Origin of the sequence: Luteimonas sp. 100069 (genome assembly GCF_003813845.1) — a bacterium.
GTDB classification, from domain to species: Bacteria; Pseudomonadota; Gammaproteobacteria; order Xanthomonadales; family Xanthomonadaceae; genus Luteimonas; species Luteimonas chenhongjianii.
The window spans coordinates 1,223,559-1,240,717 of record NZ_RPFN01000001.1 but is presented as its reverse complement, the minus strand read 5'-3'; the positions used below and the strand labels follow the sequence as shown (position 1 = coordinate 1,240,717).

At 67.6% G+C, this 17,159-nt stretch carries 15 protein-coding genes; 3 read left to right on the top strand and 12 right to left on the bottom strand.

The window, feature by feature from the left end:
• Positions 1–128 precede the first annotated feature (128 nt).
• Positions 129–608: a peroxiredoxin gene (locus EGK76_RS05535; RefSeq protein ID WP_096298455.1), complete on the bottom strand. Its 480-nt coding sequence runs from the start codon at positions 606–608 to the stop codon at positions 129–131.
• A gap of 140 nt (positions 609–748) precedes the next feature.
• Here EGK76_RS05535 and EGK76_RS05530 point away from each other — a divergent pair, with 140 nt between their 5' ends.
• Both EGK76_RS05530 and EGK76_RS05525 read left to right on the top strand, forming a co-directional pair.
• Positions 749–1,258, top strand: a complete 510-nt coding sequence (locus EGK76_RS05530; protein ID WP_096298457.1) for an Hsp20/alpha crystallin family protein — start codon at positions 749–751, stop codon at positions 1,256–1,258.
• Positions 1,259–1,391: 133 nt separating this feature from the next.
• Positions 1,392–2,288 carry a DnaJ C-terminal domain-containing protein gene (locus EGK76_RS05525; RefSeq protein WP_096298459.1) on the top strand — a complete coding sequence of 299 codons (897 nt, stop codon included), beginning with the start codon at positions 1,392–1,394 and terminating at the stop codon, positions 2,286–2,288.
• 35 nt (positions 2,289–2,323) lie between these two features.
• On the opposite strand, the gene pilH is transcribed toward EGK76_RS05525, so the two are convergent.
• The 10 genes from pilH to purB all read right to left on the bottom strand — a co-directional run bounded on the left by pilH (position 2,324) and on the right by purB (position 14,706).
• Positions 2,324–2,707 carry a twitching motility response regulator PilH gene (gene pilH, locus EGK76_RS05520; protein WP_096298462.1) on the bottom strand — a complete coding sequence of 128 codons (384 nt, stop codon included), beginning with the start codon at positions 2,705–2,707 and terminating at the stop codon, positions 2,324–2,326.
• Positions 2,708–2,772: 65 nt separating this feature from the next.
• Positions 2,773–3,765, bottom strand: a complete 993-nt coding sequence (locus tag EGK76_RS05515; RefSeq protein WP_096298464.1) for an acryloyl-CoA reductase — start codon at positions 3,763–3,765, stop codon at positions 2,773–2,775.
• A gap of 235 nt (positions 3,766–4,000) precedes the next feature.
• Positions 4,001–4,594, bottom strand: a complete 594-nt coding sequence (locus EGK76_RS05510) for a TIGR00730 family Rossman fold protein (RefSeq protein ID WP_123831909.1) — start codon at positions 4,592–4,594, stop codon at positions 4,001–4,003.
• Between the two features lie 118 nt (positions 4,595–4,712).
• Positions 4,713–6,149 (bottom strand): dihydrolipoyl dehydrogenase, encoded by a 1,437-nt coding sequence (gene lpdA, locus EGK76_RS05505; protein WP_123831908.1) that lies wholly within the window; start codon positions 6,147–6,149, stop codon positions 4,713–4,715.
• A gap of 119 nt (positions 6,150–6,268) precedes the next feature.
• Complete coding sequence (sucB, locus tag EGK76_RS05500; RefSeq protein WP_123831907.1) at positions 6,269–7,483, bottom strand: dihydrolipoyllysine-residue succinyltransferase; 1,215 nt, start codon at positions 7,481–7,483, stop codon at positions 6,269–6,271.
• Positions 7,484–7,529: 46 nt separating this feature from the next.
• Positions 7,530–10,376, bottom strand: a complete 2,847-nt coding sequence (locus EGK76_RS05495; RefSeq protein WP_096300539.1) for a 2-oxoglutarate dehydrogenase E1 component — start codon at positions 10,374–10,376, stop codon at positions 7,530–7,532.
• Between the two features lie 198 nt (positions 10,377–10,574).
• A complete protein-coding gene (locus EGK76_RS05490; protein ID WP_233580168.1) occupies positions 10,575–11,486 on the bottom strand; it encodes a GNAT family N-acetyltransferase in 912 nt (303 codons plus the stop codon).
• Positions 11,483–12,703 carry a cupin domain-containing protein gene (locus EGK76_RS05485; protein WP_096298471.1) on the bottom strand — a complete coding sequence of 407 codons (1,221 nt, stop codon included), beginning with the start codon at positions 12,701–12,703 and terminating at the stop codon, positions 11,483–11,485. The genes EGK76_RS05490 and EGK76_RS05485 overlap by 4 nt, the downstream gene beginning before the upstream one ends.
• Before the next feature lie 154 nt (positions 12,704–12,857).
• On the bottom strand, positions 12,858–13,304 hold the full coding sequence (locus EGK76_RS05480; protein WP_123831906.1) for a VOC family protein: 447 nt from the start codon (positions 13,302–13,304) through the stop codon (positions 12,858–12,860).
• A gap of 19 nt (positions 13,305–13,323) precedes the next feature.
• Positions 13,324–14,706 (bottom strand): adenylosuccinate lyase, encoded by a 1,383-nt coding sequence (gene purB, locus EGK76_RS05475; protein ID WP_123831905.1) that lies wholly within the window; start codon positions 14,704–14,706, stop codon positions 13,324–13,326.
• Positions 14,707–14,939: 233 nt separating this feature from the next.
• Between purB and EGK76_RS05470 the strand changes: the two genes are divergently transcribed.
• Positions 14,940–16,355, top strand: coding sequence for a class II fumarate hydratase (locus tag EGK76_RS05470; protein ID WP_123831904.1), 1,416 nt, complete (start codon positions 14,940–14,942; stop codon positions 16,353–16,355).
• A gap of 64 nt (positions 16,356–16,419) precedes the next feature.
• Here the strand turns inward: EGK76_RS05470 and EGK76_RS05465 are convergent, their stop codons facing one another.
• Positions 16,420–17,151 carry a hypothetical protein gene (locus EGK76_RS05465; protein ID WP_123831903.1) on the bottom strand — a complete coding sequence of 244 codons (732 nt, stop codon included), beginning with the start codon at positions 17,149–17,151 and terminating at the stop codon, positions 16,420–16,422.
• Between the last annotated feature and the right edge of the window lie 8 nt (positions 17,152–17,159).

Below are 17,159 nucleotides of genomic sequence, written 5' to 3'. Positions count from 1 at the left end.
TTTGGTTTCGCAGCGGGATCGCATCACCGCGGCGTCCGCGGGCGGGCGCGTGGTTCACGCCCGATGAGCACCACGCGAAGTTCGCCGCCAGCGCGTGGCGTGGCCACCGCGCGGTCGTGCCAGGAGGATCAGTTCAGATGCGCGAGCACATGCTCCGCCGACGAGACCTTGTATTCGCCCGGCGCTTCGACAAAGAGCTGGCGGACAACGCCATCATCGGCGTACAGCGCGAAGCGCCGCGCGCGCAGGCCCATGCCGTAGGCGCTGGCGTCCATCTCCAGACCCATGGCCCGGATCAGCTCGCCATTACCGTCGGAAATCATGTGCAGGCCCTCCGGAACACCGGCGCTTTCGCCCCAGGCCTGCATCACGAAGGGGTCATTGACCGCCACGCAGATGACCTCGATGCCGCGTTGGCGGAAGGCATCGAAATGCTCGACGAAGCCGGGCAGGTGGCGCTCCGAACAGGTCGGGGTGAATGCGCCGGGCACCGCGAACAGCACGACCTTCTTGCCGGCGAACAGGGTGGGGGTGTCGACGACACGCACGCCGTCGTGGATGTGCTTGAGGGTGACTTCCGGGATGCTGTCACCGATCTGGATGGACATGGTTGCGCTCGTTTTCGTGAGGGTGAACAGAGTCTATCCGGAGCCGCATGACTGCGTGCGACACGCTTGAAACCGTCGCGACGATTCCTACATCGCAGGCATCGCGGCCACTGCGCCGCCCCCCATTACGGAGACATGCCATGCGTCAAGACACCTTGCGACCTGTCGTCCTTCATCCTGGCCGCCTGGAGCGGACGAGCTTGCAGGACGAGATGCGCCAGTTGCTCAACCAGTTCGTCCAGGGCGATGCCACCGACGGCTCGTCGGTCGTCACCAGCCAGTGGACGCCCCGGGTCGACATCCGCGAGGAGCGAGACCGCTTCGTGATCCTGGCCGACCTGCCGGGTATCGATCCGGCCGATGTCGAAGTCTGGATGGACAAGGGCGTGCTGAGCCTCAAGGGCGAGCGCAAGCCCGCCGTCGGCGAGACCCAGGAGCGCGACCCGGGCTCCAACGAAGTGCGGTTCTCGCGCATCGAGCGCAGCGTCGGGCGCTTCCATCGCCGCTTCACGCTGCCCGACAGCGCCGATCCCGATGGGATCACCGCGGTTGGCCACAACGGCGTGCTGGAGATCGGCATCCCCAAGCGTCCGGAAACCACGCCTCGCCGCATCCAGGTGGGCACGGCCGGGGCGGATACCCGCCAGTAAGCCCCATTGCGTCGAAGGCCGGGCCTTCGCGCGATCACGGTACGCGACGGCGGCCTGCAGGTATCCTGTGGGCCGTCGTCGTTCGCGGCGTTCCCCCTCGTGGCGGGCGACTGCCCGCATCGGATGTGCGCAGATGCAATTCAAGGATTACTACGAAATTCTCGGCGTCGAGCCGAACGCTGGCGATGCGGAAATCAAGACCGCATACCGTCGGCTCGCCCGCAAGTACCATCCGGACGTCAGCAAGGAGCCGGATGCGGAAAACCACTTCAAGTCGGTCAACGAGGCTTACGAGGCCCTCCGCGATCCCGAGAAGCGCAAGGCCTACGACAGCCTGCGTGCGCGCGGCTATCGGCCGGGCGATGACGTACAGCCACCGCCTGGCGGTTTCGGCGCAGGCCAGGACGGCTTCGACTTCGACGAGATATTCGCCGGCGGCGCGGGCGCCGGCTTCAGCGATTTCTTCGAACAGATGTTCGGGCGTCGCGCAGGCGCAGGTGCTGGCTATACCGGCCGCGGGCCCGCGCAACCGCGCGGTGACACGCGCGCGCGACTGGCGGTGCCCCTGGAGACCATCTACCGCGGCGACAGCGTCCGCGTGCCGGTGCTGGGAAAGACGTTCGACGTCAGGATTCCCCGTGGCATCCGCCAGGGACAGGTCGTGCGCCTGCCGCGCCAGGGACAGCACGGTGGCGACCTGCTGCTGGAGATCGAGTACGCAGCGCACCCGGAATTCGAAGTCGATGGTCGCAACGTGATCCACACCCTGCCGATCGCGCCGTGGGACGCCGCGCTGGGCGCGACGGTCAGCGTGGCGACGCTCGGCGGGCGCGTCGAGCTGAAGATTCCGGCCGGCTCCGAAGCGGGGCGCAAACTGCGTTTGCGTGGGCGTGGCCTGCCTGGCACCGGTGGTGCGCCGGCCGGCGACCAGATCGTCGAGCTGGAGATCCAGGCGCCGCTGGCACGCGACGAGCGCCAGATCGCGGCCTACGAGGCCTTGCGCGACGCGTTCGCCGCCACGGTGGACTGAAGCAATGCGAGCGTGCAGCCGCGCGATGCCCGGGTTCAGGCCTGCGGCGTCGCGCGGCTGCCGATGGTTTCGAGGATGGCTTCCGACAGTTCCACTTCACTGAAAGGCTTGGTCAGATAGGCCTTGGCACCTTGGCGCATCCCCCAGACGCGATCGGTGTCCTGGTCCTTCGTCGTCACCAGGATCACCGGGATATGCGCCGTTGTCGGCTCGCGGGTGATCGAGCGGGTGGCCTGGAAGCCGTTGAGGTTCGGCATCACCACGTCCATCAGGATCAGATCCGGGAGTTCGCGTTTCGCAGCTTCCACGCCAGCCTGACCGTCCTCGGCGGTCAACGCGACATGGCCGAGCTTCTCGACGATCCGCCGGATGCCCATCAGCTGGGACGGCGAGTCGTCCACGATCAGAATGCGTGCCATCGATTTCCCCCACGTGTGAGGCGTGATTCTAGCTGCGCATTCAGCTCGCGGGTGGGCGTTTCGCGTCAAAGCGTGACGAGTGTCCGCCCGAGCGAGCCGCCCGCAAGCATGGTCGCGAACACCTGCGGCAATCCGTCGAGTGTCACCTCTCGGGTGCGGATCGTCTCCAGGTGCCGGGGTTTCCAGTCGCTGGCGAGGTGCTGCCAGACCCGATCGCGGATATCGCGTGGGGTTCCGGCCGAGGCGATGCCGAGCAGCGAGACGCCCCGGATGATGAAAGGCATCACGGTCGCTGGGAGATCGGCGCTGGCCGCGAGTCCGGCGCTGGCGACATTGCCGTAGGGCGTGGTCTGCGCCAGTAGGCTGACGAGCATGTCGCCGCCCACGTTATCGAGACCACCACCGAAGCGCGCCGACTCCATCGGACGCGTCGTCGCCAGGGCGTCGCGCCCCAGCACCTCGGACGCGCCGATCTCGCGCAGATACGCGGCGTGCTCGGGCTTGCCGCTGATCGCATGGACCTCGAAGCCGGCGCTGCTGAAGATGTCGACGGCCAGCGAGCCCACGCCGCCGGTGGCGCCGGTCACCGCCAGCGGGCCGAGTTCCGGCGTCTGCCTGTTCTCCCGCATGCGCAGCAACGCGAGCGCTGCGGTGAATCCCGCCGTTCCCAGGATCATGCTTTCGCGCAGCGTCAGGCCGGCGGGCAGGGGGACCGCCCACTTCGATTCGACGCGTGCGTACCGCGCATAGCCGCCATCGCGCGTTTCCGACAGTCCGCAGCCGGTGACGAGGATCGCGTCGCCCTCCTTGAACGCCGGGTCACGCGAGGCCACCACGTGACCTGCGACGTCGATCCCGCCGACCAGCGGAAAGCGCCGCAGGATCTTGCCCTTGCCGGTACCCGCCAGTGCGTCCTTGAAGTTCACCGACGAATGCACGACCGCGATGTCGAGCTCACCATCGGCCAGGTCGCCGATCGCGATCTGCTCGATGCCGCTGCGATAACCGGCGTCGTCGTTGTGGATGCGGAAAGCGTCGAAGCGGGCGGGGATAGGCATGCGCGAGCTCGTCTGACAGAGGGTTTCAGGATACAGGTCGCGCCAGGACGGATCCGCATTCCCGGGCCGCACGGGGCCGCGATTCCATTCCTGCGCCGGCACGCGCGAGCTGCGGGTTCTTCGACTGGCCTGGTGCGCGCCATCCCGTGGAGGCGGGGATCCAGCCACGATGCGGTCGCGCGATTGCCCGGGTACATCGCGTGCGAATGCATCGCGATGCGCGGCAACCGTTACCTCACTTCATCACGCTGCGCCGCTTCTCGTCGATCCACTTGCTCGCCTGCGCGGGCTTGTAGGCGCGCATCCACGCGAGCATTTCGTCGATATCGCTGCCGTACCAGAGGTCGGCGCGCTGGTCCGGATGCAGGAAGCGCTCTTCGACCATGCGGTCGATCATCCCGATCAGCGGCGCATAGAAGCCGTCGATGTCGAGAAACGCGCAGGGCTTGCTGCCGATGCCGAGCTGGCGCCAAGTGAGCATCTCGAAGATCTCCTCCATGGTGCCGAAGCCGCCGGGCAGGGCGACGAAGGCATCCGACAGTTCGAACATGCGCATCTTGCGCGCATGCATCGAATCGACGACTTCCAGCTCGGTCAGGCCGCGATGCGCGACTTCCCAATCGGCAAGCTGTTTGGGAATCACGCCGGTGACGGCGCCGCCGGCTTCGAGCACGGCGTTGGCCACCGTGCCCATCAGGCCGACGTTGCCACCGCCATAGACCAGGCGCAGACCGTCGCGGGCAAGGCGATCGCCCAGCGCTGTCGCGCGTTCGGCGTAGACGGGCTTGCTGCCCGCATTGGAACCACAGTAGACGCAGATCGATTGCATGGCAGGCAACTCCGGCAACAGGGGGAGAATCGAATGGATGCAAGCGCGTCGCGGACGGTGCGCGAATGCCGCAAACGACGAAGGCTCCGCCGGAGCGGAGCCTTCGCGGCGCGGCCGGTCAGTTGGCCTTGTGGATCGCGCGTTTCTCGACCGCCATCGCGGCGTCGTGGATCACTTCCGACAGCGACGGATGCGCGTGGCAGATGCGGGCCAGATCGTCGGCCGAACCGCTGAACTCCATCGTCAGCACGCCTTCGTGCACCAGCTCGGACACGTTCGCGCCGACCAGGTGCATGCCCAGCACGCGATCGGTCTCGGCGTGCGCGAGAACCTTGACGAAGCCCGCCGGCTCGCTCATCGCAACCGCGCGGCCGTTGGCGGCGAACGGGAAGCTGCCGGCCTTGTACGGGATGCCTTCGTCCTTGAGCTGCTGTTCGGTCTTGCCGACCCAGGCGATCTCGGGCTCGGTATAGATCACCCACGGGATGGTGTCGAAGTTGACGTGGCCGGGCAGGCCGGCGATCAGTTCGGCAACCGCCACGCCTTCCTCGAAGCCCTTGTGCGCCAGCATCGGGCCGCGCACGCAGTCGCCGATCGCCCAGACGCCCTCGACGCCGGTGTGGCAGTGCGCGTCCACTTCGATCTGGCCGCGGTCTGTCAGCTTCACGCCGGAACCCTCGGCAAGCAGCCCCTTGCTCGCGGCCTTGCGGCCCACGGCGACCAGCAGCTTGTCGACGGTGATCGTCTGTTCGCCGTCCTTGTCGGCGAAGCTCAGCACCACTTCCTTCTTCTTGCCCTTGCCGGTGACTTCGGCCTTGGAGACCTTGGCGCCCAGGCGGATGTCGAGGCCCTGCTTCTTGAATTCCTTCAGCGCGGTCTTGCTCGCCTCGGCATCGGCCGCGGCAAGGAAGTCGGGCAGGGCTTCGAGGATCACGACCTCGGCGCCGAGACGCTTCCAGACGCTGCCCAGTTCCAGGCCGATCACACCGGCGCCGATCACCGCCAGGCGCTTGGGCACCTCGGTGAAGTCGAGCGCGCCGACGTTGTCGACGATGGTCTCGCCGTCGAACTTGGCGAACGGCAGTTCAATCGAATCCGAACCGGCGGCGATGATGACGTTGGTGCCGGTCAGCTCGACCTCGCTGCCGTCGTGCTGCTTGACCTTCACCAGGCGGTCGGCGTGCAGGGTGGCGAAGCCGTAGTAGGCCGTGACCTTGTTCGCCTTGAACAGCATCGCGATGCCGCCGGTGAACTGCTTCACGATCTTGTCCTTGCGGCCGATCATCGCCTCGACGTCGATCTTCGCGTCCTTGAAGCTGATGCCGTGGTCGCCAAAGATGTGGCCCATGTTCCAGAACTGGCGCGAGGAGTCGAGCAGCGCCTTGGAGGGGATGCAGCCGACGCGGAGGCAGGTGCCGCCGAGCGCGGGCTTGCCGTCCTTGCCCAGCGCAGCGTCGATGCAGGCGACCTTCATGCCCAGCTGCGCGGCGCGGATCGCGGCGTGATAGCCGGCCGGGCCGGCACCGATGACGACGACGTCGAATTGTTCTGCCATGGGGAAATCCTTCTTTCGATGCCTGCCCGCGGGCAGGGTGCCTGTTCGGCGAATTTGGGAAACGCGGCGCCTGGCGCCACAAGCGCAAACCCCCTCCGGCGGAGGGGGCTGCGCGGGCATCACATGCCGAGCAGCATGCGGTGCGGGTTTTCCAGCTGGTTCTTGATGTCGACCAGGAACAGCACCGCATCCTTGCCGTCGATGATGCGGTGGTCGTAGGACAGCGCGATGTACATCATCGGCGCGGCGACGATCTGGCCGTTCTCGACGATCGGACGTTCCTTGATCGAATGCATGCCGAGGATCGCCGACTGCGGCGGGTTGACGATCGGCGTGGACATCAGCGAGCCGAAGGTGCCGCCGTTGGTGATCGTGAACGTGCCGCCCTGGAGGTCGTCGAGGCCGAGCTTGCCGTCGCGCGCCTTCTTGGCGTAGTCCGCGATGCCCTGTTCGATCTCGGCGAAGCCCTGACGCTCGACATTGCGCAGCACCGGCGTCACCAGGCCACGATCGGTGGAGATCGCGACCGAGATGTCCGCGTAGCCGTGATAGATGATGTCGTCACCGTCGACCGAGGCGTTGACCACCGGGTACTTGGCCAGCGCGTTGGCGGCGGCCTTGGCGAAGAAGCTCATGAAGCCCAGCTTGATGCCGTGGTCCTTCTGGAACTGCTCGCCGAGTTCCTTGCGCAGCGCCATCACCTTGCCCAGGTTGACCTCGTTGAACGAGGTCAGCATCGCGATCGATTCCTTCGACTGCATCAGGCGCGCGGCGATCGTCTTGCGGATGCGGGTCATCGGCACGCGCTCTTCGGGACGCGCGCCGCCGGACACGCCCGGGGTCTTGCCCGAGGCGTAGTTGATCAGGTCTTCCTTGGTCACCGCGCCACGGCGGCCAGTGCCTTCGACCTGCGAGGCATCGATGCCCTTGGTCTCGGCGGTGAAGCGCGCGCCCGGCGGCAGCGCGTCATTCCTGCCCGACGACTGCGGCTTGGCATCGGCCTTGCCCGCATCCGGCTTCGGCTGCACGGTCTCGGCACCGGCGGCAGGCGCCGACGCCTTTGCACCGGCTTCGGCGGCCGGCGCTTCTGCGACGGCGCCTTCCTCGATGATGGCGATGACCTGCGCGCTGTTGACCGTCGCGCCTTCTTCGAACTTGATCTCCTTCAGCACGCCGTCAACCGTCGACGGCACTTCGAGGACGACCTTGTCGGTCTCCAGGTCGACGAGGTTCTCGTCGCGCTTGACCGCATCGCCGGCCTTCTTGTGCCAGGTGGCGATGGTCGCGTCGGAAACGGATTCGGGCAGGACCGGGACTTTGATTTCAGTGGCCATGTGGCTTCCTGGGAAAAGCGTGGAATGTGGAAAGTGCGATCGGGGTTTATTCGGCCGCGACCTTGCCGGCCAGATCGTTGACCAGTGCATCCGCGATCAGCTGCTGCTGCTCGGCGACGTGATCGTTGAAATGGCCGACGGCAGGCGACGGCGAGCGGGCACGGCCAGCGTAGTGCAACGACTGGGTTGCGCCGCTGCACGCCTCGAGGTGGTGCTTGATCTGGTACCACGCGCCCTGGTTCTGCGGCTCTTCCTGGCACCAGACCACCTCGGTGGCCTCGGGGAAACGCGCGAGTTCGGCGCTGAGCTGCTGGCGCGGGAACGGATAGAGCTGCTCCACGCGGACCAGCGCAACGGAATCGAGTTCCCGCTTGCGGGCTTCTTCCAGCAGGTCGTAGTAGACCTTGCCCGAGCACAAGACGACGCGCTTGACACGCTTCGGGTCGGCGTCCCGGTCGCCGATCAGGTGCTGGAACTCGCCATTGGCCAGCTCTTCGAGCGTCGAGACCGCCAGCTTGTGGCGCAGCAGCGACTTCGGCGTCATCACCACCAGCGGCTTGCGGGTGGTCATGCACAGCTGACGGCGGATCATGTGGAAAGCCTGCGCCGGGGTCGTCGGTACGCAGACCATCATGTTGTCGAGCGCGCACAGCTGCAGGAAACGCTCAAGGCGCGCCGAACTGTGCTCGGGGCCCTGGCCCTCGTAGCCGTGCGGCAGGAACAGTGCCAGTCCGCACAGACGCTGCCACTTGGCTTCGCCGGAGGACAGGAACTGGTCGATGACGACCTGGGCGCCGTTGGCGAAGTCGCCGAACTGCGCTTCCCAGATGCACAGCGTGCCCGGTTCGGAAGACGCGTAGCCGTATTCGAAGGCCATCACCGCTTCTTCGCTGAGCAGCGAATCGATGATCGTCGCGTCTTCCGGATTCTTGACCAGCTCGCGCAGTGGCATGTAGTTCTGACCGGTCTTCTGGTCGTGCAGCACCGCGTGGCGATGGAAGAACGTGCCGCGGCCCGAGTCCTGTCCGACCAGGCGCAGCCGGTGGCCGGCGTCGAGCAGGGTGGCGTAGGCGAGGTTCTCGGCAAAGCCCCAGTCACCAGCCACTTCGCCGGCCGCCATCTTGCGGCGGTCCTCGTAGATCTTGGCGACACGCGCCTGCAGCGAGATCGACTCCGGGATCGTGGTGATCTGCTTGGCCAGTGCCTTGAGCTTGTCCACCGACACCGTGGTGTCGAGGGTGTCGCTGAGGCGGCCGGCCAGATAGGGATCCCAATCGATCGTCAGGTCGTAGTCGCTCGGCTTGGCATCAGCGAGTTCGACCGTGACTTCACCCGCGTCGAGCTTGTTGCGGTAGCTGTCGACGATCTGCTTGGCCTCGTCCTCGGTCACCACGCCTTCGGCCACCAGCTGCGCGGTGTAGAGCTCGCGCGGGGTCTTGTGCTTGCGGATCACCTGGTACATCAGCGGCTGCGTCGCCGCCGGCTCGTCGGCTTCATTGTGTCCGTGACGGCGATAGCAGACGAGGTCGATGACGACGTCCTTGCCGAACTGCTGGCGGAAGTCGTATGCGAGTTCGGCGCAGAACACCACCGCTTCCGGATCGTCCGCGTTCACGTGCAGGATCGGCGCGCCGACCATCTTGGCCACGTCGGTGCAGTACAGCGTGGAACGCGAGTCCTGCAGGTTGCTGGTGGTGAAGCCGACCTGGTTGTTGATGACCACATGGACCGTGCCGCCAACCGCGAAACCGCGGGCCTGCGACATCTGGAACAGCTCCATGTTGACGCCCTGGCCGGCGAACGCGGCGTCGCCGTGCAGCAGCACGGGCACCACCACCTTGCGCGCGGTGTCCCTGCGACGGTGCTGGCGCGAACGCACACTGCCGGCGACCACCGGGTTGACGATCTCCAGATGCGACGGGTTGAACGCCAGCGCGAGGTGCACCGCGCCGCCGGGCGTCGCCAGATCGGCCGAGAAGCCCATGTGGTACTTCACGTCGCCGGTGTGGGCACGGTCGTCATCGTGATGATCGAACTTGCCTTCGAACTCGTCGAAGAGCTTGCGCGGGTTCTTGCCGAGCGTATTGACCAGCACATTGAGGCGGCCGCGGTGGGCCATGCCGACGACGATGTCCTTGACGCCTTCCTTGCCGGCGCGCTGGATCACGCTGTCGAGCAGGGGGATCAGCGCATCGCCGCCTTCGAGCGAGAAGCGCTTCTGGCCGACGTACTTGGTGTGCAGATAGCGCTCGAGGCCTTCGGCGGCGGTCAGCCGCTCGAGGATGCGCTTCTTCTCCGCTGCGCTGCGCGCGAAACGGCCGCCCGCCTTCTCCAGGCGCTGGTAGAGCCAGCTGCGCTGTTCGAAGTCGGGGATGTGCATGAACTCCGCGCCGATCTGGCTGGAGTAGGTGGTCTTGAGCAGCGCGAGCAGGTCGCGCAGCTTCATCCGCGGCTGGCCGGCCACGCCCCCGGTGCTGAACTCGTCGTCGAGATCGGCTTCGGTGAGCTGATGGAAGGGCAGGCCGAGATCCGGCGGGTTGAGCGGCGGCGAGAGATCCAGCGGATCCAGCCGCGCGCCGAGATGGCCGCGCGAGCGGTAGGCCGTGATCAGGCGACCGACATGGCGCTCGCGCTCGTCACCACCGCCGGCCTGGGCCGACTGGGCAACCACGACACCGCGCGCCGCGTCGCGACCCGCCTGTGCAACCGCCGAGACCACCGCCGAGTGCGGCACATCGCCGGCCTCGCGGCCCTTGAACGAGTCGAACCATCGTTTCCAGTCCGTCCCGACGCTGTCGGGATCGACAAGATACTGCTCGTACAGATCTTCGATAAAGGCGGCATTGGCGCCGAACTGGGAGGACTGCGCAAACTGCTTCAGGAGACTGTCCACGTCGGGTGATTCGGGCTCGTCGAGAAGGGAAGTGGGCCAGAGCCGGCACGATGACCGGAAAAACAGGCGGATCTGGCGCGAAATGACGCCCGACAGTATACGCGCGTCGTTCACCCCGGTGCATCATCGATCCGGGGTCCGCCGCTGCCGACACGGTGCAGTCGGAAGCGCAGCGAAGGACGCCAAACGGCGTCGGGCTCAGATCCCGAGAGCCCGGAACTCGCTACACGCGCGTGAACGTTCCCATACCGGCGCGAACTGCTGGGCCAGCTGCCGGGCACGGCCCGACAGGGCGGTCGCCGCCTCGCCATCGATGCGGTTGCCCAAGGTGCGTACGTGAAAACCCCCGGCGTCGTTGACCAGGAACGCACCGGCGAACTCGCGGTCCACCGGATCCACCGCGGCGCGCAGCTCGAAGACGCTGGGCAGCCGCTGCGCGAGCGCAAGGAGCGGCGTGCCGCGCCGCTGCACGGTTGCCGGATCCTGCAGCAGGATCCGGACGCTGGCGCCGCGCGCGGATGTCGAGAATCCGCGCAGCGCCGCGAGCACATCGGGATGATCGAACAGGCCGGGATCGAGATCGCGAGTGCGCAGCCACAATCTGCGGCGCGCGGACGCGATCAGGGTCACTGTGGTGTCCACAGCGGCTTCCATGTCGTCGACCGCGAAGGCGGACCCGGCATGTCGGCGCATGGTGCGATGGAGGATGCCGGCTTCCTCGAAGCGCGGACCTTCGGCGACGAAGCCGGCCCGCGCATACAACTGCATCGCCTGCAGTTGCGCGTGCAGGTAGGTCGTCGCCAGACCGGCATCGCGCGCGGCGTCGAGCAGCGCACGCAGCATGGCCTCGCCGATGCCACGCCCGCGCCGGTCGGCACGCACCGCCAGGCGGCCGATGCGCCCGTCCGGGGCAATGCGGCCCGTGCCCACCGCGTCTCCCTCGGCGTCGACTGCCAGCACATGCCGGCTCAGCGCATCGAAAGCGTCGCGCTCGAGCTCGGCGGGCACGCCCTGTTCCTCGACGAAGACGCGCGTGCGCAGCGCGTACGCGGCCGCCAGATCCTGGGCATCGGCCACGAGGCGCACTGCGAACGGCGCGGATGCGCTCACCCGGCGTCGCTCTCCAGCACGGTGTAATGGCCCTGCGCCAGCAGTTCGAGCACGGCTTCGCGACCGGCATCCGACAGCGCCGCATAGCTGCGACCGTCGAGCTGCGCTTGCGCGGCGAGAAGGCGCGCGTCGCGTACCGGCATCGGCCAGGCCGTGCCGGAGACGTACAGGCGGGCGCCGCCCTTCGCGCGGCGCCACGCCACGCGGCTGAAGGGGTTGCGCAGCAGCGTGGCCTGGCCCTGCGACAGCAGCCACTCGAGTTCGATGCGCGGCGGCGGCATCTCCCCGGAGACGACCTGCTGCGCATTGCGGTATCCGGTGATGAAGCTGCCGAACCAGTCGCCGAGGCGGTCGGGGTCCTTCATGCGCATGACGTTCAGCGCTTCCACCACGCGCACCATCGCCGCGCCATCGATCTCGTTGGGATCGGCCGGCGGAACAAGTGCCTCGTCGTGATAGCGCATCGATTCGTCGGCCTCCGCGGCCAGCGTATCGATGTAGTCGCCCATCAGCTCGGCGACCGACGGCGCGCGCATGCCCACCGAGAATGTCAGGCACGGATCCTCGGCCACGCCGTGGTGCGGCACCATCGGCGGCAGGTACAGCATGTCGCCGGGGCCGAGCACCCACTCGTGTGTCGGAGTGAAGCTGCGCAGGAGCTTGAGCTCGACATCGTCGCGGAAGTCCTGCGGCGGCAGGCCATGCCCCATCGCCTCACCGGCGTCGATCTGCCAGCGGCGATGGCCCTGGCCCTGCAGCAGGAACACATCGTACTGGTCGACGTGCGCCCCGACCGAGCCTCCGGTCGCGGCGAAGCTGACCATGATGTCGTCGATGCGCCAGCGCGGCAGGAAGCTGAAATGCGGCAGCAGCGCCGCGACATCGGCGTCCCATTTGTCGACGTCCTGCACCAGCAGGGTCCAGTCGCGGTCGCCGAGACCCGGAAACACGGCCTCGTCGAACGGGCCCGTCTCGACCTGCCAGCTGTCGCGTTCACGGTCATGGCGGATCAGCCGGGACAGCGCGAATTCCTCGCAGGCGAGGCCGGCGAGATCCTCGGGTTGCAGCGGGCTGCCGAGATCCGGAAACGCGTTGCGGATCAACAGCGGGCGCTTTTGCCAGTAATCGCGCAGAAAGCGCTCGGCGGGCATGCCCAGGGGGCCGCCGTCGGCAGACTGGCGGGCGTCGATTTCGAAGGGGAGGGGGGCTCGGCTCATGGGCGCGAGCCTACGCGAAAACATGGGCGGGCTCGACGGGCGGAGGCGGCGTGGGCAGGCCCCGGCATCGCCACAAGGCGCACCGGGCGTTCTGAGAAGGGCGGTGCCGCGACCGCGCTGCGCGCGGGACCCGCCCCCCGGGCCGCGGGCCGGTTCAGGGGCCCGTCTGGCCGGCGGCGGTCGCACCGGCGCGGGTGGCGGTGGCGATGGCGATGGCGTCGTAGCCTCGATCGCCGAACTCCAGCAGGCACCAGCCATGACCGAACGGATCAGCCAGCTGGACGATCCGTCCGAAGGATTCGTCACGCACCTCGCCTTCGCGCGCGAAGCCCGCACGCTCGGCGCGCGCCAGTGCGGTATCGAGATCGGCGACCACGACGTCCAGATGCACCGGGCACCAGTGGCGGGAGTAATCGCGCGGTGCGTTGCCGGCGCCGATGCTGCCGGCAGGCTTGTGCAGCAGGTACAGCCTTGCCGGCAGGCCGCACAGTTCGGTGGCGGCAGTGCCGAAACGACGGCCGACGCTCAGGCCGAAGGCGTGTGTATACAGCGCCTCGGCACGCGCGAGATCCGGGACGTCGAGATTGACGAGCAGATTCATCGCGCGCGCCCCTGGCGGGTCAGATCCCGCGGGCCAGCTGTTCCGCCAGACCGGTGTAGCTGCCCGGCACCAGCTCGCGCAGGCGCGCCTTGTCCTCGGCCGGCAGGTCGAGGCCGTCGACGAAAGCGCGCATCGACTCGGCAGTGATGCCCTGGCCGCGGGTCAGCGCCTTGAGCTGCTCGTAGGGATTGGGCAGGCCATGACGGCGCATGACCGTCTGCACGGCCTCGGCCAGCACTTCCCAGGATCCATCGAGATCAGCGGCCAGACGTTCGGGGTTGGCGCTGAGCTTGCCCAGGCCACGCAGCAGCGCGTCGAGTGCGATCTGGGTGTGCCCGAACGCGGTGCCGAGGGCGCGCAGCACGGTGGAATCGGTCAGGTCGCGCTGCCAGCGGCTGATCGGCAGCTTGGCGGCGAAATGTTCGAACAGCGCGTTGGCGATGCCGAAGTTGCCCTCGGCGTTCTCGAAGTCGATCGGGTTGACCTTGTGCGGCATCGTCGAGCTGCCGACCTCGCCTTCCTTGAGGGCCTGCTTGAAATAGCCCAGCGAGATATAGCCCCAGATGTCGCGGCACAGGTCGATGCCGATCGTGTTGATGCGCTTGTGCACATCGCTGATCTCGGCGACGCAGTCGTGCGGTTCGATCTGGGTGGTGTAGGGGTTGAACGTGATGCCCAGCGACTCGACGAAGCGCTGCGAGAAGGCGGGCCAGTCGACATCCGGGTAAGCGACGACGTGCGCGTTGTAGTTGCCGACCGCGCCGTTGATCTTGCCGGTCAGCGCGACGTCCCACAGCAGCTCGCCCTGGCGCTGCAGGCGCGCGACCACGTTGGCGAGCTCCTTGCCGACCGTCGACGGCGACGCCGTCTGTCCGTGCGTGCGCGACAGCAGCGGCAGCGCGGCGTGCGCGTGCGCCATCGTGCGCAGGGTTCCGATCAGCGTATCGAGCGTGGGCAGCAGCACCTCCGAGCGCGCCCGGCTGAGCATCAGCGCGTAGGCGAGGTTGTTGATGTCCTCGCTGGTACAGGCGAAATGCACGAACTCCAGCGCCGGCGCGAGCGCGGCATCGTCCTGCAGGCGCTCCTTGATGAAGTATTCGACTGCCTTGACGTCGTGGTTGGTGGTGCGCTCGATCTCCTTGACCCGCGCGGCATCGGCGACCGAGAAGTCGGCTGCCAGCGCCTTGAGCGCCCGCCGGTGGGTGTCGTCGAATGCGGGCAGCTCGACGATGCCCGGCTCGTCACCCAGCGCCAGCAGCCACTCGATCTCCACGTGCACGCGCGCACGGATCAGCCCGTACTCGGAGAAGATCGGCCGCAGCGCATCGACCTTGGCGGCATAACGACCGTCGAGCGGCGACAGGGCGAGCAGGGCGGCTTCGGTCTTCTGGGAGTCGGACATGGGGGCATCGGGAGCGGGCGAGGCCGTCATTTTAGCCTGCACGCGCGGTGCGTATGCTGCGAGCTGGAGGCCGACGCATATGTGCACCGCGCGCCGTACCGTTATCCGCTGGCAACAGCGCCGCGGCGATAGGCGGGGAGGGCGCAGCGCGGCCTCGTCGCCCGAGGTGTGCGCTCACCGCCGGCGGTCGCCGATACAGCCAAGCGCGACCCCGTTTCCCTGGAGGTGAAGTGATGAGCAAGACCATCAACCCGGGTGCATCGCGCACCGAGCACGACAGCATGGGCGAGCTGCAGGTGCCTGCCGCTGCCCTGTGGGGCGCGCAGACGCAGCGCGCCGTGCAGAATTTCCCGATTTCCGGCCGGCCGATGCCGCGCGGCTTCATTCGCGCACTGGGGCTGATCAAGGCGGCCGCGGCCGACGTCAATGCCGATCTGGGCCTGTTGCCGCCCAAGGTCGGCAAGGCCATTCGCGCCGCGGCGATGGAAGTCGCCGAGGGTACCCACGACGCGCAATTCCCGGTCGACATCTACCAGACCGGCTCGGGCACCTCGTCGAACATGAATGCCAACGAGGTCATCGCCATGCTCGCCTCGAACGCCTCGCGGCAGGTGCACCCCAACGACCACGTCAATCTCGGCCAGAGTTCCAACGACGTAGTGCCGACGGCGATCCGCGTATCGGCGCAGCTCGCGGTGATCGAGGACCTCCTGCCCGCGCTCAAGCATCTGCGCCGCACGATCGACAAGCGCGGCAAGGCGCTGGGCAAGGTGGTCAAGACCGGCCGCACCCACCTGATGGATGCGATGCCGCTCACTTTCGCCCAGGAGTTCGGCGCCTGGTCTTCGCAGATCGCCTCGGCGGAGGCGCGCCTGGGCGACACGCTCAAGCGCCTGCGCCGTCTGCCCATCGGCGGCACCGCGATCGGCACCGGCATCAACGCCCATCCGCAGTTCGGCAAGAAGGTCTCGAAGACGCTGTCGACGCTGACGGGCGCACCATTCGAGTCGGCCGAGGACAAGTTCGAGGGCATCGCCACCCAGGACGACGCGGTGGAACTCTCCGGTCAGCTCAATGCGCTCGCCGTGGCACTGATCAAGATCGCCAACGATCTGCGCTGGATGAATTCCGGCCCGCTGGGCGGTCTGGGCGAGATCGAACTGCCGGCGCTGCAACCGGGAAGTTCGATCATGCCGGGCAAGGTCAACCCGGTGATTCCCGAGGCGACAGTGATGGTCGCCGCACAGGTCATCGGCCAGCACACCGCGATCACCGTCGCCGGGCAGACCGGCAACTTCCAGCTCAACGTCGCGCTGCCGCTGATCGCGGCCAACCTGCTCGAATCGATCGAGCTGCTGTCGAACGTCACCCGGCTGCTGGCCGACGGGGCAATCGCCGGCCTCAAGGTGCGCCGAGAGAATGTCGAGGCCGCGCTCGCCCGCAATCCGATCCTGGTCACTTCGCTCAACCCGATCATCGGCTACGAGAAGGCCGCCGCGATCGCCAAGCGCGCCTACAAGGAACAGCGGCCCGTACTCGATGTCGCCCGCGAGGACAGCGGCCTGTCGGACGCGGAACTCGAAAGCCTGCTCGATCCGGCCGAACTGACAAAGGGCGGGATTTCCGCGGTCGCCAGCGGCGGCGGCTGAGCGCACATCCAAGAAGACCGGCCATGGCCGGTCTTTGCGCTCGCGGAGACGCGGGCGGTCGGGCTCAGTTGGTCGCCGTCTCCGCCGCGGCATCCGCAGCCGCTTCGCCGCGATGGACCACCGTGTCCTTGCCGCACTCTTCGACGTCGTTCGCGTCCATCGTCGCGTAGGGCTGGAAGGCGGGCAGTGCGGCGGCCAGTGCCTGCTGCGAGGCGAGCAGCGCCGGCAGCCTGTCGCAGAGCCGCTCCGCCTCGGCCTCGATCTTCGCGCCCTCCGCTTCCATGCGCTTCTCGAACTCGGCGAACTGGCCCGACAGCGCACTCGTGATCGCGCCCTTGGCGGCTTCGGTGCCAAGGCGCGCGCCCTGGATGCCGATCGTGATGCCGACATCGGCGATCGCGATGATGTTGGCGCGATGGGCCAGCAGCAGTTCGCGTTGCGCGTCGTCGATCCGGACCGGCTTGCCGTCGACCAGGAAATCGCCAGCCGGGCTGATCTCGGCCTTCGGCAGGCCGGACGTGCGGGTGTCGTCCCCGCCGAGGCGGAATCCGTTGATGTTCAGTCCGCCGCCACCGCCACCGCTGCCGCCGACGCTGATGTTCTTCTCGACCAGATCCTTGCGCGCCGTTTCCAGTGCGCGGCGGGTGGTGCGGGCGACGAAGCCTTCCTCCGCCGTCGCCGTGGTGGCGTCGCCGTTCGCGGGTGCGGGTGCTTCGTTACTGCCGCAGGCGGTCAGCGTGCCCGCGCAGGCGAGCAGCAGGGCCAGGGGGAGGGCGCGGGACGGAAAAGTCTTCATGGTCGGGT

Bases quoted from the DNA above. Each gene is read 5' to 3' on its own strand.
- sucB (WP_123831907.1), bottom strand. From the start codon at position 7,483: ATGGCCACTGAAATCAAAGTCCCGGTCCTGCCCGAATCCGTTTCCGAC.
- EGK76_RS05470 (WP_123831904.1), top strand. From the start codon at position 14,940: ATGAGCAAGACCATCAACCCGGGTGCATCGCGCACCGAGCACGACAGC.
- EGK76_RS05465 (WP_123831903.1), bottom strand. From the start codon at position 17,151: ATGAAGACTTTTCCGTCCCGCGCCCTCCCCCTGGCCCTGCTGCTCGCC.
- EGK76_RS05485 (WP_096298471.1), bottom strand. From the start codon at position 12,703: ATGAGCCGAGCCCCCCTCCCCTTCGAAATCGACGCCCGCCAGTCTGCC.
- EGK76_RS05510 (WP_123831909.1), bottom strand. From the start codon at position 4,594: ATGCAATCGATCTGCGTCTACTGTGGTTCCAATGCGGGCAGCAAGCCC.
- EGK76_RS05515 (WP_096298464.1), bottom strand. From the start codon at position 3,765: ATGCCTATCCCCGCCCGCTTCGACGCTTTCCGCATCCACAACGACGAC.
- pilH (WP_096298462.1), bottom strand. From the start codon at position 2,707: ATGGCACGCATTCTGATCGTGGACGACTCGCCGTCCCAGCTGATGGGC.
- EGK76_RS05530 (WP_096298457.1), top strand. From the start codon at position 749: ATGCGTCAAGACACCTTGCGACCTGTCGTCCTTCATCCTGGCCGCCTG.
- purB (WP_123831905.1), bottom strand. From the start codon at position 14,706: ATGTCCGACTCCCAGAAGACCGAAGCCGCCCTGCTCGCCCTGTCGCCG.
- EGK76_RS05535 (WP_096298455.1), bottom strand. From the start codon at position 608: ATGTCCATCCAGATCGGTGACAGCATCCCGGAAGTCACCCTCAAGCAC.
- lpdA (WP_123831908.1), bottom strand. From the start codon at position 6,149: ATGGCAGAACAATTCGACGTCGTCGTCATCGGTGCCGGCCCGGCCGGC.
- EGK76_RS05480 (WP_123831906.1), bottom strand. From the start codon at position 13,304: ATGAATCTGCTCGTCAATCTCGACGTCCCGGATCTCGCGCGTGCCGAG.
- EGK76_RS05525 (WP_096298459.1), top strand. From the start codon at position 1,392: ATGCAATTCAAGGATTACTACGAAATTCTCGGCGTCGAGCCGAACGCT.